Annotated in this window: 22 protein-coding genes; 11 read left to right on the plus strand and 11 right to left on the minus strand. The window is 71.7% G+C overall.

The features are described from left to right. Positions 1–590: 590 nt before the first annotated feature. The 3 genes from AB0898_RS11335 to AB0898_RS11345 are packed head-to-tail and all read right to left on the minus strand — an operon-like array spanning position 591 to position 3,954. On the minus strand, positions 591–1,337 hold the full coding sequence (locus AB0898_RS11335) for a succinate dehydrogenase/fumarate reductase iron-sulfur subunit (protein ID WP_366802632.1): 747 nt from the start codon (positions 1,335–1,337) through the stop codon (positions 591–593). Continuing rightward, positions 1,334–3,280, minus strand: coding sequence for a fumarate reductase/succinate dehydrogenase flavoprotein subunit (locus AB0898_RS11340; RefSeq protein WP_366802633.1), 1,947 nt, complete (start codon positions 3,278–3,280; stop codon positions 1,334–1,336). The genes AB0898_RS11335 and AB0898_RS11340 overlap by 4 nt, the downstream gene beginning before the upstream one ends. A gap of 2 nt (positions 3,281–3,282) precedes the next feature. After that, on the minus strand, positions 3,283–3,954 hold the full coding sequence (locus AB0898_RS11345; protein WP_366802716.1) for a succinate dehydrogenase: 672 nt from the start codon (positions 3,952–3,954) through the stop codon (positions 3,283–3,285). 119 nt (positions 3,955–4,073) lie between these two features. On the opposite strand from AB0898_RS11345, the gene AB0898_RS11350 reads away from it, so the two are divergent. Further along, positions 4,074–4,958, plus strand: a complete 885-nt coding sequence (locus AB0898_RS11350; RefSeq protein WP_026249049.1) for a LysR family transcriptional regulator — start codon at positions 4,074–4,076, stop codon at positions 4,956–4,958. 137 nt (positions 4,959–5,095) lie between these two features. On the opposite strand, the gene AB0898_RS11355 is transcribed toward AB0898_RS11350, so the two are convergent. The 3 genes from AB0898_RS11355 to AB0898_RS11365 all read right to left on the minus strand — a co-directional run bounded on the left by AB0898_RS11355 (position 5,096) and on the right by AB0898_RS11365 (position 9,258). Continuing rightward, positions 5,096–7,243, minus strand: coding sequence for an EAL domain-containing protein (locus AB0898_RS11355; RefSeq protein WP_366802634.1), 2,148 nt, complete (start codon positions 7,241–7,243; stop codon positions 5,096–5,098). Then, the gene (locus AB0898_RS11360; protein WP_366802635.1) at positions 7,240–8,052 is read right to left on the minus strand and encodes an SAM-dependent methyltransferase; all 813 of its coding nucleotides are present in this window, start codon (positions 8,050–8,052) and stop codon (positions 7,240–7,242) included. Before AB0898_RS11360 ends, AB0898_RS11355 begins: the two co-directional genes overlap by 4 nt. Before the next feature lie 249 nt (positions 8,053–8,301). After that, positions 8,302–9,258 (minus strand): SCO0930 family lipoprotein, encoded by a 957-nt coding sequence (locus AB0898_RS11365; RefSeq protein ID WP_366802636.1) that lies wholly within the window; start codon positions 9,256–9,258, stop codon positions 8,302–8,304. A gap of 766 nt (positions 9,259–10,024) precedes the next feature. On the opposite strand from AB0898_RS11365, the gene AB0898_RS11370 reads away from it, so the two are divergent. Both AB0898_RS11370 and AB0898_RS11375 read left to right on the plus strand, forming a co-directional pair. Beyond that, on the plus strand, positions 10,025–10,153 hold the full coding sequence (locus tag AB0898_RS11370) for a hypothetical protein (RefSeq protein WP_366802637.1): 129 nt from the start codon (positions 10,025–10,027) through the stop codon (positions 10,151–10,153). Between the two features lie 30 nt (positions 10,154–10,183). Next, positions 10,184–10,948: a hypothetical protein gene (locus tag AB0898_RS11375; protein ID WP_366802638.1), complete on the plus strand. Its 765-nt coding sequence runs from the start codon at positions 10,184–10,186 to the stop codon at positions 10,946–10,948. A 93-nt stretch (positions 10,949–11,041) separates the two neighbouring features. On the opposite strand, the gene AB0898_RS11380 is transcribed toward AB0898_RS11375, so the two are convergent. Then, entirely contained in the window at positions 11,042–11,860 is an 819-nt protein-coding gene (locus AB0898_RS11380; protein ID WP_366802639.1) for a hypothetical protein, read from the minus strand. A gap of 336 nt (positions 11,861–12,196) precedes the next feature. On the opposite strand from AB0898_RS11380, the gene AB0898_RS11385 reads away from it, so the two are divergent. Next, positions 12,197–12,895, plus strand: coding sequence for a class F sortase (locus AB0898_RS11385; RefSeq protein ID WP_366802640.1), 699 nt, complete (start codon positions 12,197–12,199; stop codon positions 12,893–12,895). Between the two features lie 30 nt (positions 12,896–12,925). On the opposite strand, the gene AB0898_RS11390 is transcribed toward AB0898_RS11385, so the two are convergent. Beyond that, positions 12,926–13,759, minus strand: a complete 834-nt coding sequence (locus tag AB0898_RS11390) for a polysaccharide deacetylase family protein (protein ID WP_366802641.1) — start codon at positions 13,757–13,759, stop codon at positions 12,926–12,928. Positions 13,760–13,933: 174 nt separating this feature from the next. Here AB0898_RS11390 and AB0898_RS11395 point away from each other — a divergent pair, with 174 nt between their 5' ends. Then, positions 13,934–14,404, plus strand: a complete 471-nt coding sequence (locus tag AB0898_RS11395; RefSeq protein WP_366802642.1) for a universal stress protein — start codon at positions 13,934–13,936, stop codon at positions 14,402–14,404. A gap of 139 nt (positions 14,405–14,543) precedes the next feature. Next, a complete protein-coding gene (locus tag AB0898_RS11400; RefSeq protein ID WP_366802643.1) occupies positions 14,544–15,977 on the plus strand; it encodes an amino acid permease in 1,434 nt (477 codons plus the stop codon). A 46-nt stretch (positions 15,978–16,023) separates the two neighbouring features. On the opposite strand, the gene AB0898_RS11405 is transcribed toward AB0898_RS11400, so the two are convergent. Next, entirely contained in the window at positions 16,024–17,226 is a 1,203-nt protein-coding gene (locus AB0898_RS11405) for a CapA family protein (protein ID WP_366802644.1), read from the minus strand. A 255-nt stretch (positions 17,227–17,481) separates the two neighbouring features. Between AB0898_RS11405 and AB0898_RS11410 the strand changes: the two genes are divergently transcribed. The 4 genes from AB0898_RS11410 (at position 17,482) to AB0898_RS11425 (ending at position 19,671) form a co-directional block, all read left to right on the plus strand. Beyond that, positions 17,482–18,030: a sigma-70 family RNA polymerase sigma factor gene (locus AB0898_RS11410; protein WP_366802645.1), complete on the plus strand. Its 549-nt coding sequence runs from the start codon at positions 17,482–17,484 to the stop codon at positions 18,028–18,030. Positions 18,031–18,168: 138 nt separating this feature from the next. Then, the gene (locus tag AB0898_RS11415) at positions 18,169–18,675 is read left to right on the plus strand and encodes a hypothetical protein (RefSeq protein ID WP_366802646.1); all 507 of its coding nucleotides are present in this window, start codon (positions 18,169–18,171) and stop codon (positions 18,673–18,675) included. Positions 18,676–18,751: 76 nt separating this feature from the next. Next, positions 18,752–19,285, plus strand: coding sequence for a GNAT family N-acetyltransferase (locus AB0898_RS11420; protein WP_366802647.1), 534 nt, complete (start codon positions 18,752–18,754; stop codon positions 19,283–19,285). Between the two features lie 53 nt (positions 19,286–19,338). Continuing rightward, positions 19,339–19,671, plus strand: a complete 333-nt coding sequence (locus AB0898_RS11425; RefSeq protein ID WP_366802717.1) for a hypothetical protein — start codon at positions 19,339–19,341, stop codon at positions 19,669–19,671. 137 nt (positions 19,672–19,808) lie between these two features. On the opposite strand, the gene AB0898_RS11430 is transcribed toward AB0898_RS11425, so the two are convergent. Then, complete coding sequence (locus tag AB0898_RS11430) at positions 19,809–20,348, minus strand: hypothetical protein (protein WP_366802648.1); 540 nt, start codon at positions 20,346–20,348, stop codon at positions 19,809–19,811. Positions 20,349–20,824: 476 nt separating this feature from the next. Between AB0898_RS11430 and AB0898_RS11435 the strand changes: the two genes are divergently transcribed. Next, the gene (locus tag AB0898_RS11435) at positions 20,825–21,481 is read left to right on the plus strand and encodes a zf-HC2 domain-containing protein (RefSeq protein ID WP_366802649.1); all 657 of its coding nucleotides are present in this window, start codon (positions 20,825–20,827) and stop codon (positions 21,479–21,481) included. 23 nt (positions 21,482–21,504) lie between these two features. Here AB0898_RS11435 and AB0898_RS11440 read toward each other — a convergent pair whose 3' ends face one another. Then, entirely contained in the window at positions 21,505–22,368 is an 864-nt protein-coding gene (locus tag AB0898_RS11440; protein ID WP_366802650.1) for a DNA-formamidopyrimidine glycosylase family protein, read from the minus strand. Positions 22,369–22,428: the final 60 nt, after the last annotated feature.

The following is a 22,428-nucleotide window of genomic DNA, read 5'->3' on the forward strand; positions in this document are numbered from 1 at the left end:
GTTGAGCATCGCCACGGCCGCCATCTCCCACTGGGGCAGGGCGATCCAGGACAGCGTCTCCTCCGCGCCCACCCGGTCGAGCACGTCGGCACCCGTCTCCTCGGGGTCGGGGAAGTCCCCGCCGCCGGTGGCCCGCCAGCGCTCGCAGAACCGCTGGACCCCGGCGAGGTTCTCGGTCAGGCCCCCGAAGACGTGCGGCGCGCAGACCGTGGCGTCGGCCCCGCGCTCGACACAGGCGCCGACGACCACCGCGACCGTCCCCCGGGCGCCGGTCGGCACCTCGGGGAGCAGGGCGGCGAGGCGGGGCGCCGCCTGTGCCGGTTCCTGGGCGGAGGCGTCGGCGAAGTGCTGGTACAGCTGCTGGAACGCGCTTTCCGAGCGGTCGCCGTCCCGCTCCCGCACAGCGGTCTCGAAGCCGGTGACGGCCTCGGAGAACCGCTCCGTCCCCTCTTCTCCGAAGATCATGCCGGGAGCCTATCCAGGAGCACTGACATGCCAGACGGGGCCGGGATGAGCACCATCCCCGGCCCCGCCCGTCCGCGCTGTCGGCGAACGTGTGTGACGGCGCCCGGCGCCGTGCCTGATGGGGGCTAGCGCCGCGCCTTGCGGTTGGCGCGCAGCCACTCCTTGTTCATGCGGGTGATCGACACCAGCGGGATGCCCTTGGGGCAGGCGGTGGCGCACTCGCCCGCGAGGGTGCAGCCGCCGAAGCCCTCCGTGTCCATCTGCGTGACCATGTCCAACACCCGGGTCTCGCGCTCGGGCGCGCCCTGCGGGAGCACGTTCAGATGGTTGACCTTGGCGGAGGTGAACAGCATCGCCGCGCCGTTGGGACAGGCGGCCACGCAGGCGCCGCAGCCGATGCACTCGGCGTGCTCGAAGGCGAGGTCGGCGTCCGGCTTGGGGACGGGCGTGGAGTGGGCCTCGGGGGCGGCGCCGGTGGGGGCGGTGATGTAGCCGCCGGCCTGGATGATCCGGTCGAAGGCCGAGCGGTCCACCACCAGGTCCTTGATCACCGGGAAGGCGGCCGCCCGCCACGGCTCGACGTCGATGGTGTCGCCGTCGCGGAAGGACCGCATGTGGAGCTGGCAGGTGGTGGTGCGCTCCGGGCCGTGCGCGTCGCCGTTGATGACGAGGCTGCACGCGCCGCAGATGCCCTCGCGGCAGTCGTGGTCGAAGGCGACGGGGTCCTCGCCCTCCAGGATGAGCCGCTCGTTGAGCTGGTCCAGCATCTCCAGGAAGGACATGTCGGGCGAGATGCCGTCCACCTCGTAGGTGGACATGGCGCCTTCGGCGGCGGCGTCGCGCTGCCGCCAGACGCGCAGGGTGAGCCTCATGCGTAGCTCCGCTGGGTGGGGTGGACGTACTCGAAGACCAGGTCTTCCTTGTGCAGGACGGGCGCCTCGCCGGTGGCGGTGAACTCCCAGGCGGCCGCGTAGCCGAACTCCTCGTCCCGGCGGGCGGCTTCCCCGTCCGGGGTCTGGGACTCCTCGCGGAAGTGGCCGCCGCAGGACTCGGCGCGGTGCAGCGCGTCGAGGCACATCATCTCGGCGAGTTCCAGGTAGTCGACGATGCGGTTGGCCTTCTCCAGCGACTGGTTGAACTCCTCGCCGGTGCCGGGGACCTTGATCCGGCGCCAGAACTCCTCGCGGATGCGCGGGATTTCCTCAAGTGCCTTACGCAGCCCGGCGTCCGTGCGGGCCATGCCGCAGAACTCCCACATCAGTTCGCCGAGTTCACGGTGGAAGGAGTCGGGGGTGCGGTCGCCGTCGACGGCGAGGAGCAGGTTGACCCGGTCCTCGGTTTCCGCCAGCACCTCCTGGACGGCGGGGTGTTCGTCGGTGACCGGGTCCTGGTGCGGGTTGCGGGCCAGGTAGTCGTTGATGGTGGCGGGCAGGACGAAGTAGCCGTCGGCCAGGCCCTGCATCAGCGCGGAGGCGCCGAGCCGGTTGGCGCCGTGGTCGGAGAAGTTGGCCTCACCGATGGCGAACAGGCCCGGGACCGTGGTCTGGAGGTCGTAGTCGACCCACAGTCCGCCCATCGTGTAGTGCACGGCGGGGTAGATCCGCATCGGCACCGCGTACGGATCCTCGTCGGTGATCCGCTGGTACATGTCGAAGAGGTTGCCGTACTTCGCCTCGACGGCCTTGCGGCCCATCCGCGCGATGGCGTCGGCGAAGTCCAGGTAGACGCCCTGGCCGCCGGGGCCCACGCCCCTGCCCTCGTCGCAGACGTTCTTCGCGGCGCGGGAGGCGATGTCGCGCGGGACCAGGTTGCCGAAGGAGGGGTAGATCCGCTCCAGGTAGTAGTCGCGCTCGTCCTCGGGGATCTCGTTCGGCGGCCGGGTGTCGCCCTTCGCCTTCGGCACCCAGATCCGGCCGTCGTTGCGCAGCGACTCGCTCATCAGGGTCAGCTTGGACTGGTGGTCTCCGGTGCGCGGGATGCAGGTGGGGTGGATCTGGGTGAAGCAGGGGTTGGCGAAGTACGCGCCGCGCCGGTGCGCCCGCCAGATCGCGGTCGCGTTGGAGTTCATGGCGTTGGTCGACAGATAGAAGACGTTGCCGTAGCCGCCGCTGGCCAGCACCACCGCGTCCGCGAAGTACGTGTCGATCTTCCCGGTGATCAGATCGCGGGCCACGATCCCGCGCGCCCGGCCGTCGACCACGATCAGGTCCAGCATCTCGGTGCGCGGGTGCAGCTCCACGTTCCCGGCGGCGATCTGCCGGGACAGCGCCTGGTAGGCGCCGAGGAGGAGCTGCTGACCCGTCTGGCCTCGGGCGTAGAAGGTGCGGGAGACCTGGACGCCGCCGAAGGAGCGGGTGTCGAGCAGTCCGCCGTACTCGCGGGCGAAGGGGACGCCCTGGGCCACGCACTGGTCGATGATCTCGACCGAGATCTGCGCGAGCCGGTGCACGTTGGACTCGCGGGCGCGGAAGTCGCCGCCCTTGACGGTGTCGTAGAAGAGCCGGTGCACCGAGTCGCCGTCGTTGCGGTAGTTCTTCGCCGCGTTGATGCCTCCTTGCGCGGCGATGGAGTGGGCGCGGCGCGGGGAGTCCTGGTAGCAGAACTGGACGACGTGGTAGCCCTGTTCGGCGAGCGTGGCCCCGGCGGAGCCGCCCGCGAGGCCGGTGCCGACGACGATCACGGTGTGCTTGCGCCGGTTGGCCGGGTTGACGAGCTTGGCCTCGAAGCGGCGGGTGTCCCAGCGCTCGGCGATCGGCCCGGCGGGGGCCTTGGCGTCGGCGACCGGCTCGCCGGTCGGGTAGTCGGTGTACGTCATGGTCAGCTCACCACTCCGGTCATGACACCCACGGGTACGGCGATGAACCCGGCCGTGAGCAGCAGTGCGAGGACGTTCGCGACGGTCTTCAGGGCGCGGTCGCGGGTGCGGCTGCCGGCGCCGAGGGTCTGGGCGGCGCTCCAGAAGCCGTGCCGGATGTGCAGTCCGAGCGCGAGCATCGCGACGATGTAGATCACGTTGCCGTACCAGGTGGAGAAGGTGTCCACCACGTTCTGGTACGGGTGGCCCTCCTGGAAGCCGCCGGAGTGCACGGTGCCGGTGGTCAGGTCCAGGATGTGCCAGACGATGAAGAGGCCGAGGATGATCCCGCCCCAGCGCATGGTGCGGGTCGCATAGCTCGAACGCGCCTTCTTGTGCGCGTACTTGACGGGACGCGCCTTGATGTCGCGCCGGCTGAGCTGGAAGGCGGCGGTCGCGTGGGCGATCACCGCGGCCACGAGGACGATCCGGACGAGCCAGAGGGTCCACTCGTAGTGCATGAAGGGTTCGCCGACGGTGCGCAGCCAGTGGGCGTAGTGATTGAACTCGGCGGCCCCGAAGTAGATCTTCAGGTTTCCGATCATGTGCACGATCAGGTAGAGCAGCATGATCAGTCCGCTGACGGCCATCACCGTCTTCTTGCCGACGGAGCTGTCCCACATCGCGCGCGCCATGGACGGACGACGGTCCGTCCGCGTTGCCAGAGCCATGGACAGGACGCTAGAGCCGGGGACACCGATCGGTCCAAGACATGGTTGAGCTGATCTCCATAGGCTGTGACTATGCTGAAAGGATGCAGTTCCAGCAGCTCCAGTACTTCGTGGCCGTCGCCGAGACCCGGCACTTCACCCGGGCCGCCGAGCGGGTCCATGTCGCCCAGCCCTCGCTGTCCCAGCAGATCCGCGCGCTGGAGCGCGAGCTGGGCGCCGACCTGTTCGTCCGGGCGCGCGGCAACATCGCGCTGACCGACGCGGGCGAGGCCCTGCTGCCGCTGGCCCGCCGCATCCTCGCGGACGCGGACACCGCCCGGCAGGAGGTGCAGGAGCTGGTGCAGCTGCGGCGCGGCCGGGTACGGCTCGGTGCCACGCCCAGCCTCTGCACCGGGCTGCTCCCGGACGTGCTGCGCGCCTTCCACGACCGCTATCCCGGCATCCAGCTGCTCATCGAGGAGGGCGGCTCGCGCGACCTGGTGCGGGAGCTGGCGCGCGGCGCGCTCGACCTCGCGCTGATCGTGCTGCCCCTCCCGGCGCCGGCGCCCGCGCTGACCACGGTGGAGCTGCTGCGGGAGGACCTGGTGGTGGTGTCCTCACCGGAGGAGCCGGCGCCCGGGCGGGGGCGGCGGACGGTGGAGATCGCGGATCTGGCGGACGAGCGGCTGGTGATGTTCCGGCATGGATACGACTTGCGGGAGCTGACCGTCGCGGCGTGTCGCTCCGCTGGGTTTGAGCCGGAGTTTGCTGTTGAGGGGGGTGAGATGGACGCGGTGTTGGGGTTTGTGCGGGCCGGGCTCGGGGTTGCCGTCGTACCTCGGATGGTTGCCACCCGGGCGGGGCGGGGGCTTCGGGTTACTCCGTTGGCTCGGCCCGGGTTGCAGCGGACCATTGCATTGGCGCATCGGAGTGATGTGGCTCCGCCTCGGGGGGCTCGGGAGTTGCAGCGGATGCTCTTGGAGCGGTGAGGGGTGGCTGCGGCGCCTTTGCGTCTGCCTTGTGCTGCCGTCGCGCGGGTGCGGGGGCGTCGTGGCTTGTCGCGCAGTTCCCCGCGCCCCTCGGGAGGGTGGTCACCTGGCTTCGCCGGTGACCACCCTCCCGATCGCTAACTCGTCGCGTTCGCCAAGTGCAGGGTGTGCAGGTTCTCCGGGGGGCCCGGTCGCGCGTAGTACCAGCCCTGGGCCGTGTCGCAGCCCAGGAGGCGGAGTTGTTCGGCCTGGGCGCTGGTTTCGACGCCCTCTACCGTGACCGCGAGGTCGAGGCTGTGGGCCAGGGAGACGATGCCTTCGACGATCTTGAGGTCGACCGGGTCGGCGGGGAACTGTTGCATGCCCCGGGTGAAGGAACGATCCAGCTTGAGGATGCTCACCGGGAGGCGGCGGAGGTTGGCCAGGTTGGAGTAGCCGGTGCCGAAGTCGTCCAGGGCTATGTCGACGCCCATCTCCGCCAGACAGCGCAGGGGTTTCAGGAGGCCGTCGTCGGCGCCGATCAGGGCGGACTCGGTGACCTCCAGGCAGAGCGCGTCCGGGGTGACCCCGGTGCGCTCCAGGATGTCGACGGTGTCCTGGACCAGGCGGGGATGGGTCAGCTGGCAGGGCGAGAGGTTGACGTTGATGCGCAGCGGCGCCCGGTCCTTGCCGCCCTCGCTCTCGGCCTCCTGCCAGGCGCGGGCCTGCCGTACGGACTCCTCCAGGACCCAGCGGCCCAGCGGGACGATCAGTCCGGTGTGCTCGGCGAGCGGGATGAAGCGGTCCGGGCCGAGCACCCCGTGCTGCGGATGCAGCCAGCGCACCAGCGCCTCGGCGCCCCGGACGGTGCCGTCGCCGAGGTGCACCAGGGGCTGGTACTCGATGAAGAACTCGCCGCGCTCCAGGGCGGTGGGCAGTGCGGTGGTCAGACCGTGCCGGGTGATGGCGCGGGCGTCGGCCTCGGGGTCCGCGAGTTCCGCGCGGTTGCCGCCCGCCGACTTCGCCCGGTACATCGTGATGTCCGCGCTGCGCAGCACCTCGGCCGCCGTACGCTCCCCCGCCGGGCCCTCCACGATGCCGAGGCTGCCGCGTACCAGCAGGTCGCGGCCGTCGATGCTCACCGGGGTGACCAGCGCGTTCATGATCCGGTCGGCCAGTTCGTCCACGCCCTGCTCGGTGTGGGGACCGGTGGTGAGGGCCACGAACTCGTCGCCGCCGAGCCGGGCGACCATCTCGCCGGGCGCTGCCGTGCAGGACTGCAGCCGGTCGGCGACCTCCACCAGGAGCCGGTCGCCGGCCGCGTGGCCGAGGCTGTCGTTGATGGCCTTGAAGCCGTCGAGGTCGAGGTAGCACAGCCCGAAGCGCTGGCCCTTGCCCGCCGCCAGCGCCTTCTCCAGGCGCTCGAAGAACAGGGTGCGGTTGGGCAGTCCGGTCAGGGCGTCGTGGGTGGCCTCGTAGCGCAGCCGGAGGTGGAGCAGCCGGCGCTCCGTGGTGTCCTCCATCAGGGCCAGCTGGTACTGCGGGATGCCGTCGGCGTCGCGCAGCAGGGAGACCGTGAGGTTGGTCCACAGCACGGTGCCGTCGGGGCGGTTGAACGCCTTCTCCACATGGAAGTGCTCGCGCTCGCCGGCCACGAGTTCGTCGTAGAGCCGCCAGGTCTGGGGCGCGTCCTCGGGGTGCTTCCAGTCCCGTACCCGGCGGCCGCGCAGGGCGGATTCGGAGAGGCCGAACATGCGCAGCAGGGCGCCGTTGACCTGGAGCACGTTGCCGTCCAGGTCCGCGATGCTGACGCCGATGGCGGCGCCCTCGAAGACGGCGCGGAAGCGGGCCTCGCTGGCGTGCAGCGCCTCGGCCACCGCGCCCTGGGCGCGCAGCGCGGCCTGGGCGACGGCCTCCTGCTCGGCGAGGGTGCGGTCGCGCAGCGCCTGTGCGTAGCCGGCGGCCATCGCGTGCTGCAACCGGGAGGAGCGCAGGCGCAGTTCGTCCTGCGGACCGTCCTCGCCGCAGTACAGGACGAGATAGGCGTCCACGCAGTCCAGGGTGCGGGTGAGGACCTCGGGGTCGGTGCCGTGCGCCTCGACGAGGGCGGCGCCGACGGCCCGGGCCTCCCCGGGGTCGAAGCTGCGGGCGCGCAGCGCGCGGCTCAGCCGGGCCGCGAGCGGCAGCAGTTGGGCCTCGAACTCGGCGCGGGTCAGCGAGGTGGCGGTGACGGGGTACACCGCGCGGCTCCAGATCGTCGTCAGGCGGCGCAGTCTGCCCTCCGGCCCGTCCGGCGCCGCGCTCAACGCTTGCGCCCCACGCCCGCGAACCCGGAGAACGCGTACGCGTCCTCGTCCTCCGGCGCCGACTCCGGACGCCACTCGGGCATCGGGACCAGTCCGGGTTCGACCATGTCGTATCCCTCGAAGAACCGCGCGATCTCGTCGCGCGAGCGCATGATCAGCGGGCTGCGGATGTCCTTGTACACGTCCACCGCGCCCTCGGCCCGTTCGGCGTCCACGGGTATGCCCTCGTAGGCGGCGTGGGTGAGGATCAGCAGGCTGCCGGGGGCGAGGGCCGCGTGCAGCTCGGCCAGGGCGGTGTGCGGGTCGTCGGAGTCCTCCACGAAGTGCAGGACGGCCACGAGCAGCAGGGCGACGGGGCGTTCGAGGTCGAGCAGCCGTTCCACCTGGGAACTGGCCAGGATCTCCTGGGGTTTGCGGAGATCGGCGGCGACCACCTCGGCGTCGGGGTTGCCCGCGAGGACGGCCTCGCTGTGCGCGACGGCCACCGGGTCGTGGTCCACGTAGACGACGCGGGCGCCGGGTACGGCGGACTGGGCGATCTCGTGGACGTTGCCGTAGGTGGGGATGCCGGAGCCGATGTCCAGGAACTGGGTGACGCCCTGGTCGGTGGCGAAGCGCACCGCTCTGCGCAGGAAGGCCCGGTTGGCCTGCATGATCTTCGGCAGGCCCGGGATGAACTCCATCGCGCTGCGGGCCGCTTCCCGGTCGACCTCGAAGTTGTGCGAACCGCCCAGGTAGTAGTCGTACATGCGCGAGACGCTCGGCACCGAGATGTCGATGCTCCGGGGGGCCCAGGCGGGGCGCTCCATGTATCACTCCAAGGCGTAGGGGACGGGGCAGGCGATCCGGTGTTCGAGCTGAGGCTACTGATCGCTTGCCAATGGAGCGACCCGAAACGGAAATTGACCATCCGTTCCCGGTCACTGCCTGCGGGAAGTACGCGTCCGACCCCGCTGAGTGACGTCCGGCGGGCATGACGACGGCCCGCCTCCCTCCGTGAAGTACGGAGGAGGGCGGGCGCCGTTGGGGGGGAGTTCGGGTTGCCCGGGGGCTTCCCGTCAGGCGGCGGGGGCGCCGATCGGCTTGCCGTCGGGCGAGACGGCGTACCAAGTGCCGCCCACGCCCTGGCCGTTGGTGTCGCCGGGGGCCTTGTCACCGGAGAAGGTGTAGATCGGCCAGCAGTTGACCGTCATCTGCTTCACGCCGTCGGGGCGGGTGAACGGCATCAGGCCCTTCTTCAGGATGCCCTTGGTGTCGCTCTCCTCGACGGGGGCGACGGCCGGCCACTTGTCCAGGCACGCGCCGGTGCAGGCGGAGACCGACTTCGGCCATGCCTTGTCCTTGAGGAAGCGGTAGACCGTACGGCCCTTGCGGTCGACGATGATGTCGCCGAGCTTCGCGTCCTTGTGCACCGAGAGGCCGGGCAGCGCGGCCAGGGATGCCTTCTTGCCGTTGGGGGCGAGCGCGAACCACGTCTTGCCGACGCCCTGGCCCTTGATGTCACCGGGCTCGGTGTCCTTGGCGAAGCGGTAGGCGGGCCAGCCGTCGACGGTCAGCTGCTTGCTGCCGTCGGGGCGGGTGACCTCGCCGAGAGCCGACTTCTCCACACCGGCGCCGGCCGCGGCGTCGTCGGCGGGGACCGGGGGCCAGGCGGTGGCGCAGTCGCCCTCGCAGTTGGACGCCGGCGGCTTGGCGGTGTCCTTGTCGAACCGGTACAGCGTCATGCCCGCCTCGTCGGTGAGCACGTTGCCGAGCTTGACGTCCGGGGCCACGGTCAGCTTGCCCGCCGGGACGGCGGTGGCCGGGGAGGCGGAGGCCTTGCTGCCGTCGGCGCCGTAGCCGTTGCCCGCGCCGGGGTCGCCGTACCCACCGGCCGTGGGCGACGCCGCCGCGCCCGCCGCGCCGACGTTCTGCGCCGCCGGTGCCGTGGCGTTTTCCTGACCGCACGCCGTGGTCAGCGCCAGCACCGAGGCTGCCGTGACCATCAGTGAGGCGGTCCGCCAGGAGGTCTTCATCCTCAACTCCCCATTTTCTGCCTGGATATAGCTTCGGAGCGCCTACCGCGCCGCCGCACGGCCATGGGTACGGGGGGCGCCGCGCGGGCGTTCAACGGACTGGCGAAAAACTTTCGACGGGCTGCCGGGGAGGTGGGGGTCGTACGGGTGTGCCTTTGTGGGGGATCGGGGGTGGTGGGGGGTCAAACCGCTGGTCGGGGGATGTCCTTCCTTCGGATCAATCCGCTCAAGGCGGGGCGTGGGAGGCGGGCGGGCGCCTCATGATCTTGTCGTGCAAGGACCCGAAGGAACCCGAGTCACGGTCGCCGTAAGGGCGTTGGCCGTGCTGGCGGTGGCCTGGGCCGTGGTGGGGTGTCCGGCCGGTACCGCGTCGGCGGACGTCTGTGCCTACGCCTCGACGGGGCCGGACGGCACCGTGGCGATCGTGGCGGTGGGGGACGGCCCGTGGCCCCCGCCGTGTCAGGAGCCCCCGCCGCCCTGCCCGCCGACACCGACGCCCACGCCCGCCCCCACTCCGACACCACCCCCGCCTCCGCCCCCTCCCCCGCCACCGAAACCGAAGCCGACCCCCACGCCCACCCCTCGCCCGGTCCCGCCGCCGAAACCGGCCCCCGAGCCGAGGCCGCCCGCCCGGCCCGCACCACCACCCCCGCCACCCGCGCCCGCTCCGCCCCCGGCACCGCCGCCCCCGCCGAAGCCGACCCCCAGGCCCGCCCCGCCACCGAAGCCGAAGCCGAAGCCCACCCCGCGCCCCACCGCGACCCCGGTGAGTTACCCGGCCTACCACCCCAAGCCCACCCGGGGACCGGCGGCCTCCCACACCTCGCCGGTCACCTACGTGCTGCTCATCACCGTCCCCCCGATCGTCGCCGTAGCCGCCCTGCGCCCGCGCTGACGCGGCCGTGCCTCACCCTGGAGGAACCACTTGTCCGATTGGCTTGTCCTGCTCCTCGCGATGCTGGGCGCGTGCGCGGTGGTCGTGATCATCACCCTCGTACGCCACAAGCGCGCCCCTGAGGACGAGGACCCCAGCGAGACCCCGGACGTCATCGAGTACATGACGATGTGGATCGGTGTCGTCTACGCCATCGTCCTCGGCCTCGCGATCGCGGGCGTGTGGGAGGCCCGCAGCGCCGCGCAGGACCAGGTGCAGAGCGAGGCCCAGGCGCTGCACGAGATCTCGGAGCGCGTCCGCGTCTACCCGCCGGACGTGCGCGACCGCATCCGGGGCGACATCGACACCTACGTCTCCTACGTCGTGACCACCGAGTGGAGGTCGATGACCGACAAGGGCGAAGTGACGGACAAGGGCGGGCAGTTGCTGGCCCAGGTCCGGCACGACGTCACGGACTACCGGCCGAAGAACGACTTCGAGGCCCAGGCGTACCAGCCGGTCCTGGACCAGCTGGCCGCCGCCGACCAGGCACGCAACGCGCGCGCCGACTCCACCGGGGACACCATGCCGCCCGTGGTGTGGTGGGGGCTGCTCGCCGGAGCGGTGATCACCGTCGGCATGGTCTTCGCGCTCCAGATCCGGCGCACGGCGAGGGAGTTGATCCTCGCCGGGCTCTTCTCCGCGACCATCGCCTTCATGCTCTTCCTGATCTGGGACTTCGACGCCCCCTTCAGCCGGGGCATCTCGGCGACGGCGGAACCCTTCCTGAGCCTGTTCCCGGGCGCCGGAGGATAGCGCCAAGTACCCCTCGTACACACGAAGATGCCGCCGCGTCCCGCTACGGTCGGCGGCGGCATCCGGGGTGGGCAGGGCGGTGGCGCAGGGCCGTCAGACCCGCCTCTCGCCCCGGCGGCGCAGCCAGAACACCCCGCCGCCGAGGAAGGCCGAGGCGACGAGCCCGCTGCCGATGGCCATGTCGGCCGGGGCGGGACCGCTCGAACTGCTGCCGCCGAAACCGCCGTTGACCCCGCCGAGCACGGTGAAGGCGTTCGGGCTGGTCCGGGTGCGGCCGCCGCAGTCGACGGTGATGGAGTACCGGCCGGGCCGGGCGTCGCGGTCGATGGTGGCGACACCGCGCGCGCTGTTGTCGCGGAACGGGCGGAGCTGGGTCGTACGGAAGACCTCGGAGTACATGCTGCCGCCCCGGCAGCCCTCCACGGTCACCGTGATGCGGCCGCCGGCCGGGAGCACGTTGGGGCTCACGACGATGTCGCGGTTGCCGCCCTCGCCGTGACCGCCGCCACCGCCGAAGTCGTTGTCACGGCCGCCGAAATCGTCGTTGCCCCGGTTGTTGCCGTTCCCGTTGCCGTTGTTGTTGCCGTTGAAGTTCCCGTTCCCGTTGCCGTTCCCGTTGAAGTTGTTGTTCCCGTTGCCGTTCCCGTGCCCGTTGTTGTTGCCGTTGAAGTTGTTGTTGCCGTTCCCGTTCCCGTTTCCGTGCCCGTTGTTGTTGAAGTTGTTGTTCCCGTTGAAATTGCCGTTCCCGTTGAAGTTCCCGTTGCCGGGCACCGGGACCGGAACCGGGACGACTCCCGACGTCCCCGCCACACCGTTCCCGTTGCCCATGCCGTCCGCGACGGCCACGGGCGCCGTCACCGCGAGCACGGCGATGGCGGCGCACACCGCCGCCAAGGCACCTTGGTTGCGCATCTGAATCCTCCGCGGGAGGCACCCCGGGTCCGGTTCCCGGGGAGATCGGCGAGAAAAGACCTCCCGACAGCACCATCGGGGGCGCGGAACACGCCCGCATGTCGAGAATGCTCCGTCCTGGTGAGCGCAGGCTCCGTACGACAAGCACACAATCGGATATCGCCGCAGGTCATGTGCCGTCAGAAATTTCCCGGGAACCGCAACTCGGATGGCGCACCGAAGGACTGACGGGCCACCCGTTCGCGCCTCGCCCCGTCGCCGCCCCCCGCGCACGGGACTTAATTTCTTCCCATGCGCTGTGGACGTGGCCGCGACCACGTGACGAAGGGATGGCGAATGTCTGCCTCCGAGCTTGCGGAGTGGGAGGAGCGGCCGAGGAGGCGCGCCCCCTGGGGGGTCATAGCGCTCGTCCTGCTGACCGGTCTGGCCCTGATCCGCAACGGCTCCGGCGAGTTCGACGTGGGCCCGCCCCAGCCCGCCGCCGCGGCCGCCCTGGACGCCGGCACCCCCGCGACCGCCCCCTCCTCCGGCGCCGTCCCGGCCGCGCCGGACTCCGCCGCCCCCGCGGCCGCCTCGCTGGCGTTCTCCGCGCCGGACCGGGTGCGCGTCCCCGCCATCCACGTCGACGCCCCCGTCACCCCGGTCGCCCTGGACGCGGACGGCTCGGTGGGCGCGCCGCCGCCGGAGAACACCAATCTGGCGGGCTGGTTCACGGGCGCGGTCTCCCCCGGCGAGAGGGGCACCGCCGTGATCGTCGGCCATGTCGACAACCAGCGGGGCCCCGCCGTGTTCTACGGGCTCGGCGCGCTCAAGAAGGGCGACCGGATCGAGGTGGACCGCGAGGACGGCCGTACGGCGGTCTTCGAGATCTACGGCGTCGAGGTCTTCGAGAAGAACAAGTTCCCCGGCGACCGGGTCTACGGCTCGAAGGGCACGCCGGAGCTGCGGGTGATCACCTGCGGCGGCGGCTTCACGAAGCAGAACGGCTACGACGGCAACGTGGTCGTCTTCGCCCGCCTGGCCGCCGTCGGCTGAACCGGCGGCGGCCGGGCGGCGCGCGTCCGCTCAGGCCGTGCGGCGGGGCGGGACGGTGAGGTGGTAGCCGTGGTCCAGCAGATAGGGCAGGTACTCGCGGATCGCCTGGACGCTCTGGGTCCGGTCGCCCCCGGCGTCGTGGGAGAGGATCACGACGCCGGGTCCTGCGTTCTTCTCCACCCGGTCGATCACGGTGCGGGTGCCGGGGGTCATCCAGTCGGTGGTGTCGTGGGTCCAGGCCATGGGCTCCATGCCCAGCTCGGCCTCCAGCTGGAAGGTGGCGCGGTTCCAGGCGCCGTAGGGGGCGCGGAACCACTGCGGGCGGTCGCCGTAGGCGTCCTGGATCACGTCGCAGGTGCGCTCCAGCTCGTCGCGGATGTCCGCGCGGCGCAGCTGGGTGAGGAGCGGATGGGTCCAGGTGTGGTTGCCGACCGCATGCCCCGCCTCGGCCATGCGGGCGAGGAGTTCCTTGTACTGGACGGCCATCTCGCCGCACACGAAGAACATGGCGCGCACGTCGTACTTGGCGAGGGTGTCCAGGATGTGCGGGGTGTAGTCCGGGTGGGGTCCGTCGTCGAAGGTCAGCATCATCTGCCGGCCCTGGGTGGAGATGCGTACGAACGGCTGGTGGCGGACCTTGGGCCTGCCGGGCGCGGTGCGCGGGGTGCCGTAGCCGGCGAGGGGCTGGAGCCGGAAGGCGGAGGGCTTGAGGGCCTGGCGCGCCTGCGGTCCGGCGAGGGGGGCGGTGACGGCGGGCTTCTCGCCGCCGCCCGCCAGAAGGAGACCCCCGGTCCCGGCGGCCCCGAGCGCGGCGGCCGAGCCGAGCAGCAGCCGACGCCGTGTGAACAACCGATGCTTCTGCATCCCCCATCAGTCGCCCCGCCCGACGCGTGGCCCCCACATCGACACCGCGAGGCCCGGCGATTCCACCCGCTCGGCGGACGGATGGCGCGTCCAGCGGTATGACGAATACGACGAGCGGAACATGGCGCGGACGTGCCGCTTGTGCTCGGCGACGGTTTCGATAGCCTCGCCCGCGTGAGGGAACAGCACGCGGAGAACGCGCATCAGTTCGAGCGGGGTACGGACGGACCCAGGGTGATCCTGGCCGGGGTGGACGGCTCCGAGTCCTCGCTGCGGGCCGCGGCGTACGCGGGCGGCCTGGCACGGCGGCAGGGCGCGCTCCTCGCGGTGGTGTACGTGCAGCCGGTGCTCGTGGCCGGGGCCGCGCTCGGGGCGCCGGTGGCGGAGACCACCGACGAGATCGCCGAGGACCTCATCGCGCAGATCAGGGCGGCGGCCGAGCGCGTGAAGGGGATATTCGAGGTGCGCTGGGAGTTCCACACCTTCCGCGGCGACCCGTACAACGGCCTGGTGCGCGCCGCCGACGAGCTGAAGGCGGACGCGGTGGTGGTGGGCGCCTCCGAGCAGGCGGGACACCGCATCGTCGGCTCGGTGGCGGTACGGCTGGTCAAGGCGGGGCGCTGGCCGGTGACGGTCGTGCCGTAGCGGACGGCCACGCGGCACCGCGGCCGCTGCGCACGCGCACCCGGCCCGGTGGCCCGTGCGTGGCGTCTTCCCTCCCCGGCGGGGCTGAGTCATCATGATCCGCCGTCAGCCGTTTGCCGTCGGGGAAGAGGTGAGGCGTGTGGCCAAGATCCGTGCGGGTGAGGGGATTCTCCGTCGCAAACCCATTGAGCACATCGACGAGTCCGAGGCGGCCGAGAGCGGCGGCCTCGAACGCTCGCTCGGCCTGTGGCAGCTCACCGCCATCGGCGTGGGCGGCATCATCGGCGCCGGCATCTTCACGCTGGCCGGAACGGTGGCCAACGGCAAGGCCGGACCCGCCGTCCTGGTCTCCTTCCTGATCGCCGGTGTCGCGAGCGCGTGCGCGGCGCTGTCGTACGCCGAGTTCGCCGGGCTGATCCCGAAGGCGGGCTCGGCGTACACCTACGGGTACGCGGTGCTCGGCGAGTTCGCGGGCTGGTTCATCGGCTGGGACCTGCTCCTGGAGTACACCGCGATCGTGGCGGTGGTCGCCATCGGCATCTCCGGCTACTTCAGCTTCCTGGTGGAGCAGCTGGGCGCCGATCTGCCCGCGTGGATGCTGGGCGCGCCCGGCACCGGAGCCGGACACCGGGTGGACCTGTTCGCCGCGCTGCTCTGTCTGCTGATCGCCTGGCTGCTCACGCTCGGCATCCGCAGCGCGGCCCGCTTCGAGACGATCGTCGTCGTGCTCAAGGTGCTGGTGGTGCTGCTGGTGATCGGGGTGGGCGTGTTCCACATCAGCACCGCGAACTACCACCCGTTCTTCCCGTTCGGCATCACCGGCGCGTTCACCGGTGCCGCGACCGTCTTCTTCGCGGTGTTCGGCTACGACGCGATGTCCACGGCCGCCGAGGAGTCCAAGGACGCGCAGCGGCACATGCCGAGGGCGATCATCTACTCGCTGATCATCTCCATGGTGCTGTACGTGGCGGCCTGCCTGGTGCTGACGGGCATGCAGAACTACAAGGACATCGACCCGGAGAGCGGGTTCTCCTCGGCGTTCGAGTCGGTCGGGCTGAGCGGGCTCGCGGACGTGATCGCGGTGGGCGCGATCATCGGCATCCTCACCGTGATGTTCACGTTCATGCTGGGCGTGACCCGGGTGTGGTTCTCGATGTCCCGCGACGGGCTGCTCCCGCGCTGGTTCGCCAAGACGCACCCGACGCGGCACGTGCCGACCCGGGTGACCTGGATCGTCGGGGCCGGCTCCGCGGCCATCGCCGGGTTCGTGCCGATCGGCGAGGCCGCCGAGCTGACCAACATCGGCATCCTGCTGGCGTTCGTGGTGGTGTGCGTGGCGGTGATCGTGCTGCGCTACAAGCGCCCGGAGCTGCCGCGCGCCTTCCGCACCCCGTGGATGCCGTTCGTGCCCGCGCTGGGTGTCGTCTTCTCCATCTGGCTGATCACGTTCCTCGCGTGGCAGACCTGGGTGCGGTTCGCCATCTGGTTCCTGATCGGCTGCGTGATCTACTTCGGCTACTCCTACCGCCGCTCGACGCTGGCGGGCGGGCCGGCGCCGGAGCGGCAGGGGTGAGGGCGGCGGGTCTGAGTACGCCTCAGGGCGCCTTGGCGGGTTCGTGTCAGGGCGCCATGGTCAGCCCCGTCTTGGCGCCCCCGCCGCCGAGGGCCGCGTCTTTGATCCGGTCGCGCACCCCGGTGAGGTCGGCGCCCTGGGCGATGGCCGCGTTGACGTCCAGGAGGCGGCCGGAGTCCTGGTCGTAGAACTGCGGCAGGAACTCCGCCCGGCGGATCTCCCAGCGGCCGCCGGGCCTGGCGGGCGGGGCGAAGGTGAAGCGGGCGGTGGTGGACTCGCCGCCGCGCCAGTCCCGTACGCCCTGGGCGCCGGTCGTGCCGGGGCCGATCTGGTCGCCGGTGCCGTAGACCACCCAGACGCCGTTGACCTTGCCGTACGCCTGCGGGAGGTGGCCGTCGGAGCCGAGGATCAGGTCGATGTCCGGGCGGCCGCCGGTCTTGGAGGCGGTCAGCCGGCCGGCGAGCGCGGTCACCGCGTCGTTGGGCGCGTCCTGCCAGCCGTCGCCCCAGTCCAGGGACAGCACGACCACATCGGCGCCCGCCTTCCGCGCGGCGCGGGCACCGGCGATCACCCGCTGCTCGTTGAGCGCGGCGACGGTCCACTCGGGGCTGTCGCCGGCCCGCTGCCCGGGGTCGTAGGTGTACGACAGATGCGCGACCTTGGCCGGGCCCGCCTGGAGCAGCGGCGTCGTGCCCGCCTCGGCCTGGGTCCGCGCGGTGCCGGCGTGCCGGAGTCCGGCGCCGTCCAGGGCGTTGAGGGTGCGCGGGACGCCCGAGGGGTCCACGAGGGCGTCGGCGGCGGCGGTCGCGCAGCTGTCGTACCCGGTGGCGGCGAGCGCGCGGGCGAGCTGCGGGAGGGACGCGGCGGCGGGGCCGGTGTCGTCACCGGGTACCGGGTCGAGGCGGCAGAGCGCGAGGTCGGCGTCGGAGACGGCGGGCTGCACGGCGGCGAGCATGGGGCCGAAGTCGTAGCCGCTGCCGGGGCTGCCGCCGTCGCCGTTGGTCCCGTCGTCGCCGCTGCCGTCACCGCTGCCGTTGCCATTGCCATTGCCGTTCGCGTCGAAGCCCGCCCGGTCCGCGACGGTGGCGTGCGGCACGATGCCGCCCGAGGCGACGAGGGTGAAGCCCCGGGTGGCGACCGGCGCCTGCCGCCCGGCGTCCGGGGCGCCCCGCTCCTGGTTCTGACAGGCGGCCGCCGCCGCCAGGACGGCGGTGAGCGCCAGGGCCACCTGGTGCTTGCGTCGGATCATCGACTCACCCCTGCGTGGTCACGTAGCCGGAATTGTCGTATTGACAGATGAAGCCATGGGGGTGGGCGAGGACGAAGGGGACTCCCCGGGCGGGTGGGCCGGGAGGCCCGATCGGCCCAGCGGGGACCGGGCGACAGGCCACGAGGGCGCGCGGGGCGACCGCTCGTCGGACCGCTCACCGACGGAATCGACCGCCCGTCGCACAACCCCGCGCGCGCCCTGTCCCCCACCGCCGCGCTGCGCTGCCATACGGCCATGACGGCCGTGACCTTCACCGCACCCGGGACGACGACCGCCGAGCACGAACTGGCCGCGCTCCAGCGCGAGCACGGCCGCCCCCTGTTCGCCCTGCTCCTCCGGCTCAGCGACGGGGACCGCCAGCGTGCCGAGGATCTCGTGCAGGAGACGCTGGTGCGCGCGTGGCAGCATCCCGAGGCGCTGCACGCCGCCGGGTTCGAGTCCGTACGGCCCTGGCTGCTGACGGTCGCGCGGCGGCTGGCGATCGACGCCCGGCGCGCCCGCCGGGCCCGGCCGCCGGAGATCGTGGACGAGATCCCCGAGACCGCGCGCGTCACGGCCGACCACGCCGAACGGGCCGCCGCCGCGCTCGACGTACGGCAGGCCGTGAAGACTCTCACACCCGAGCACCGTGACGTCCTGGTACTCGTGTACTTCCGCGGTGCGAGCGTGGCGGAGGCCGCCGAGATCCTGGGCATACCGGCCGGTACCGTGAAGTCCCGTGCCTACTACGCGCTGCGCGCCCTGCGCCGTGTGCTGCCCGGATACGCGACCGAACCGCGCTGAAACCGGATGCCGGGTCAAGTCTCGGCAAAGCGCCTTGCCGTGACCGGTGCCGGGGCCATGAGCTGTCCTCATCCGTGTTCCGGGCGGGGGCCGGGTTCGGGCGACACGTACGCACGCACCGGAGGAAGGCAGGCTGGGATGCAGCACAGAGGTCACGAGAGCACAGGCGATGCCGGCGGCGGTGAACTCACCGTTCCCATGGCCTGGTTGTACGCCGAGTACATCGCCGACGAGCTGCTGCGCACCGGCGATCTGATGCCCCCGACGTCCTTCGAGTTCCGCGCGGGCCGCGACGCCCTCGCCCTCACCGTCTTCCTCTCCGACACCGACGGCGAACTCTCCTGCGTCCGTGTGGTCTCCCACCTGGAGCACTGGCTCTCGCTGACGGCCTACGACCACCTCTGGCAGGACTGGGTCCAGGAGCGCCTGACCACGTTGACGGCGGAGTCCACCGGCCCCTCCCCCGACCTGGCCCTCGCCACCTCGGCCTGGCGCTGGCTGGAAGAAACGGAACTGCTCGCCCCGGACCTGGACGCGGTCCCGGGCCGCGCGGCGCCCTTCGGGGAGGACGACGGGCCGAAGGTGTGGACACCGGCGTGGCGGCTGGGGCTGCCGCTGGGGCATCTGGCGATCCATCTGTTCTGACCGGCTGCGGGGTGGCCGGCCGTTTTCCGAGCCCTGCGGCTGGCCAAGGAGCGGCAGGCGGGACGATCATGCGGGGATGGATCACGTGTCCCCTCCCCCGGCCGGAACGGCAGTCCGCCTCCCGCACTACACCCCGGCCGACCAGGCGGAAATCCTCGGCGGCGGCCCCGACCCGTTCGGCGTCGCCGACACCGGTCTGACCTTCCTCCCCAAGGAGATCCACTTCGGCATCCGGCTGAACGGCCGTCTGGCCGCCCACACGGGCCTGCTCGAACTCCCTTTGTCCATCGGCTCCTTGACGACGCAGGCCATCGGCATCGGCGGGGTGGCCGTCGCCCCGGACGTACGCGGCCAGGGTCTCGCCCGCCGCGTCCTCACCGCCGCCCTCGATCACGCCCGCACCCTGGGCCCCGCCCACGGCCTCCTCTTCTGCCGTCCCCCGCTCGTCCCCTTCTACGAACACCTCGGCTGGCACGCCCTGACCGTGGACGTCTCGGTCGAACAGCCCGGGGGACCCGCCCTCATGCCTCTCCGTACGATGTGGACACCGCTGCGGGCGGGGGCGGGGTGGCCCGGCGGGGCGGTGCGGCTCCTGTCCTTCCCGATGTGAGCCGACTCCGATTCTTCGAGTTCTTCGAGTACTTCGAGACGAAAGCAGAGGCCATGGGAATCGACCTGGAACTGCACTCGGGGCGCCCCCAGCGCAAGGGAGCGTCCCGGGACACCTTGCTGCGCTCCTCGCACCGCCACGGCGAAGCCCTGGCAAGCGCCCTGAGCCCCCTCGACCGTTACGGCCCGGGCAAGCTCGGCTGGGTGGACCCCTACGGCGACACCCTGTTCAACGAACAGGAAGCCCAAGTCGCCCGCGAGGAGGCGGCCGCCCTGGCCCGCGAATGCACCGACGAACGCGAGAAGGCCGCCCTGCTCGACCTCACGGAATTCCTCGAAGCGTGCGCGGCGACACCGGGGAGCTACTTGTGGTTCGTGGGCGACTGAGGGCCTGGAATCAGGGTCGCGTTGCCGTGCTGCGAAACGGTCGGGCGGTCCGGATCACGAGTTCGTGGTCGGGGTCGCCCCTGACGCGCGGGGCGGCATCGTGGCCTGGGTAGGTCGCCCACGTGAGCGCGGGAGACTCACCCGAGTCCGGCGGCCTGAAGAAGTTTCGCCCGGTCGTCGGGGCTGGGCAGTTCCTCGGCGAGGATCGCCACCGCGCTCGCGTGTTCCGCGAACACGGCCCGGCACTGTGCCCGTTCGGGGTGATCGCTGTCGCTGCCGAACCAGAGCACCATGGCTTCGACTTCGGTGTCGACCGGCTCGGAGAACTCGACGAACGTGACCAGATGGCCCAGCAGTTCGGACCGCACGGGCACCTGCGGGTCACCGGCAAGGCGGATCAGGAACGGCAGCACCACCGGCACGGCAACGTTCATCTCGCTGATGCTGTTGTAAAGGCAGTTGGTGAGCACGCGGTCGGCCTCGGACGCGGCGGTCCGGTCAAGGAGGCTGTGGAGCAGCACCGGAATCCCGGCCGGGCACTCCGGGAACCCGGACCAGCGGACGTCCTCACACCCCTGGAGAGCGGGATGGCCACGGCCGGCGTCGGCCGCCCGCGGGAACCGGGAGAGGAACCGAGCGATCTCCGCCTCCTTGGCGGCCACATTCGTCCGGCACATCTGTCGCTCCCCCCGTCCTGCCGCGAAGGCGTACCGCCCCGCGCTGTCGAAGACACTGGCACACACCAGGCGTACCGGTCGACCGCGAATCGGCACGGGAACGCGGACGCGCGGACCGGTACCAGGGGTACACGCCGCACGTGGCGACGGTGGAGCGCGGCCACGGCGTGGGCCGGTTTCCTCAACTGCCCAGCCCCACAACGCGCTTCGGCCGTCGCCGAGACCTGAATGTGACCAGCCGTTCCAGCGGACCACGCGCCCGCGAGCGGCCCCCGCCGGCCCCGTCCCACACCCTCTGACCAGGCCCTTTCCCCGCCTCCGAAACGGACCGGAATTCGCACCAATCCAAACCGCCGCCCGCTCCGAATCTCTTCGCCGTGATTCTGCGTGTGGCTTGAGTGATTCGGCCGTGCTCTGCGTACGGATGGGTGCAACGAGTAACCCCCCACCCGCACCCACCGGCACGAGGTTTCGGCATGAGGTCCCTGGAAAGGCATCGCGACGTCGGCGCTTATGCGCTCGGCGTGCTGGACGAGGCGGATGCCTTCCGCTTCGAGGACCATCTCGTGGAGTGTCCCCAGTGCACGGCACGGGCGACCGAATTCGGGCCCACGGCACGGCAGTTGATGCTGTTCCGGCAGGCTACACCGCAGTTCGTGCCGCCGCTCGCCCAGCCCGGCCCCCGGCTGCTGGAGCGGCTGCTCGGGGAGATCGGCGTACGGCGCAGGGCGCGGCGCCGGCAGTTCCTGTACGGGCTCGCCGCCTCCGTCGTGCTGGCGGTCGCCGGTTCGGCGCTGGCGCTGCAGCTGGGGTCGAGTGCCGCGCCGGAAGCGCGGGTTACGGCGGCCACCGATCCCCGTACCGGCGTATGGGCCCAGGTCACGGCCGAGGGCGCGGACTGGGGCAGCGGGCTGAGCGTGAAGGTGCGCGACGCCTCCGGTCCGCACTCGTGCCGCCTCTTCGTGGTCGGCCGTGACGGGTCGGAGCAGGCGGTCGGCGGCTGGAACGTCGGGGCGCACGAGAGCGGTACCACGTCCACGACCGTCGGCTCGTCGATGAGCCCCGGCGACATCGACCACTACGACGTGCGCACCTCGGACGGCCAGCGCCTGGTGACCCTCCCGGCCCACTGAACGCCCTTACGGAGAGGGCCCGTTCACTTCAGCAGCCGCGACAGCCGCCGGTCCGCCAGCGGCTTCCCGCCTGTCTGGCACGTCGGGCAGTACTGGAGCGAGGAGTCGCTGAAGGAGACCTCGCGAATCGTGTCCCCGCACACCGGGCAGGGTTCGCCGGTGCGGCCGTGGACGCGCAGCCCGCTCTTCTTCTCCGCCTTCAGCCGCCCGGCGGCGACTCCCCGCGACCGCTCCACCGCCTCGGTGAGGGTGGTGCGCAGCGCCTCGTACAGCCGGGCGGTCTCCTCGGGCGTCAGCGAGGCCGCGAGCTTGAACGGGGACATCTTCGCGGCGTGCAGGATCTCGTCGCTGTAGGCGTTGCCGACGCCGGCGATCAGGGACTGGTCCCGCAGCGCGCCCTTGAGCTGCCGCCGCTCGCCCTTGAGCAGCGCGGAGAAGCGCTCCTGGTCGAAGCCGTCGGCCAGCGGATCGGGGCCCAGGCGGGCGATGCCGGGCACCTCGGCCGGGTCGCGCACGACGTACACCGCGAGCCGCTTCTGTGTCCCCGCCTCGGTCAGGTCGAAGCCCTCGCCCGTGTCCAGGGCGACGCGCAGGGCCAGCGGTCCCTTGCCGGGGCGGGGCGGGCCGTCCGGGAGCTGGTCGCGCCACTGGAGCCAGCCCGCGCGGGCCAGATGGGTGATGAGGTGGAGGCCGCCGTCGGTCTCCAGGTCCAGGAACTTCCCGTACCGGCGCACGGCGGTGATCTCCGCGCCCTCCAGGGCGGCGGGCGGCGGGTCGTACGTCTTGAGGACGCTGACGGCCACCGGCAGGACGCGCACCACCCGGCGCCCCGCCAGGTGCTCGGCGAGGAAGTCCCTGAGCGCTTCCACCTCGGGCAGTTCCGGCATAGGTCCAGGGTGCCATCCGGCACCGACAGTGCCAGGCGGACGCGTCCGGACCGGCGTCCG

It is taken from the genome of Streptomyces sp. NPDC005435 (genome assembly GCF_040703155.1).
In the GTDB taxonomy this organism is placed as follows: domain Bacteria; phylum Actinomycetota; class Actinomycetes; order Streptomycetales; family Streptomycetaceae; genus Streptomyces.

What these genes read in the sequence shown, in the direction of transcription:
- AB0898_RS11335 (WP_366802632.1), bottom strand. Translation starts at nt 1,337, where the DNA reads ATGAGGCTCACCCTGCGCGTCTGGCGGCAGCGCGACGCCGCCGCCGAA.
- AB0898_RS11340 (WP_366802633.1), bottom strand. Translation starts at nt 3,280, where the DNA reads ATGACGTACACCGACTACCCGACCGGCGAGCCGGTCGCCGACGCCAAG.
- AB0898_RS11345 (WP_366802716.1), bottom strand. Translation starts at nt 3,954, where the DNA reads ATGGCGCGCGCGATGTGGGACAGCTCCGTCGGCAAGAAGACGGTGATG.
- AB0898_RS11350 (WP_026249049.1), top strand. Translation starts at nt 4,074, where the DNA reads ATGCAGTTCCAGCAGCTCCAGTACTTCGTGGCCGTCGCCGAGACCCGG.
- AB0898_RS11360 (WP_366802635.1), bottom strand. Translation starts at nt 8,052, where the DNA reads ATGGAGCGCCCCGCCTGGGCCCCCCGGAGCATCGACATCTCGGTGCCG.
- AB0898_RS11365 (WP_366802636.1), bottom strand. Translation starts at nt 9,258, where the DNA reads ATGAAGACCTCCTGGCGGACCGCCTCACTGATGGTCACGGCAGCCTCG.
- AB0898_RS11380 (WP_366802639.1), bottom strand. Translation starts at nt 11,860, where the DNA reads ATGCGCAACCAAGGTGCCTTGGCGGCGGTGTGCGCCGCCATCGCCGTG.
- AB0898_RS11385 (WP_366802640.1), top strand. Translation starts at nt 12,197, where the DNA reads ATGTCTGCCTCCGAGCTTGCGGAGTGGGAGGAGCGGCCGAGGAGGCGC.
- AB0898_RS11390 (WP_366802641.1), bottom strand. Translation starts at nt 13,759, where the DNA reads ATGCAGAAGCATCGGTTGTTCACACGGCGTCGGCTGCTGCTCGGCTCG.
- AB0898_RS11405 (WP_366802644.1), bottom strand. Translation starts at nt 17,226, where the DNA reads ATGATCCGACGCAAGCACCAGGTGGCCCTGGCGCTCACCGCCGTCCTG.
- AB0898_RS11410 (WP_366802645.1), top strand. Translation starts at nt 17,482, where the DNA reads ATGACGGCCGTGACCTTCACCGCACCCGGGACGACGACCGCCGAGCAC.
- AB0898_RS11415 (WP_366802646.1), top strand. Translation starts at nt 18,169, where the DNA reads ATGCAGCACAGAGGTCACGAGAGCACAGGCGATGCCGGCGGCGGTGAA.
- AB0898_RS11420 (WP_366802647.1), top strand. Translation starts at nt 18,752, where the DNA reads ATGGATCACGTGTCCCCTCCCCCGGCCGGAACGGCAGTCCGCCTCCCG.
- AB0898_RS11425 (WP_366802717.1), top strand. Translation starts at nt 19,339, where the DNA reads ATGGGAATCGACCTGGAACTGCACTCGGGGCGCCCCCAGCGCAAGGGA.
- AB0898_RS11430 (WP_366802648.1), bottom strand. Translation starts at nt 20,348, where the DNA reads ATGTGCCGGACGAATGTGGCCGCCAAGGAGGCGGAGATCGCTCGGTTC.
- AB0898_RS11435 (WP_366802649.1), top strand. Translation starts at nt 20,825, where the DNA reads ATGAGGTCCCTGGAAAGGCATCGCGACGTCGGCGCTTATGCGCTCGGC.
- AB0898_RS11440 (WP_366802650.1), bottom strand. Translation starts at nt 22,368, where the DNA reads ATGCCGGAACTGCCCGAGGTGGAAGCGCTCAGGGACTTCCTCGCCGAG.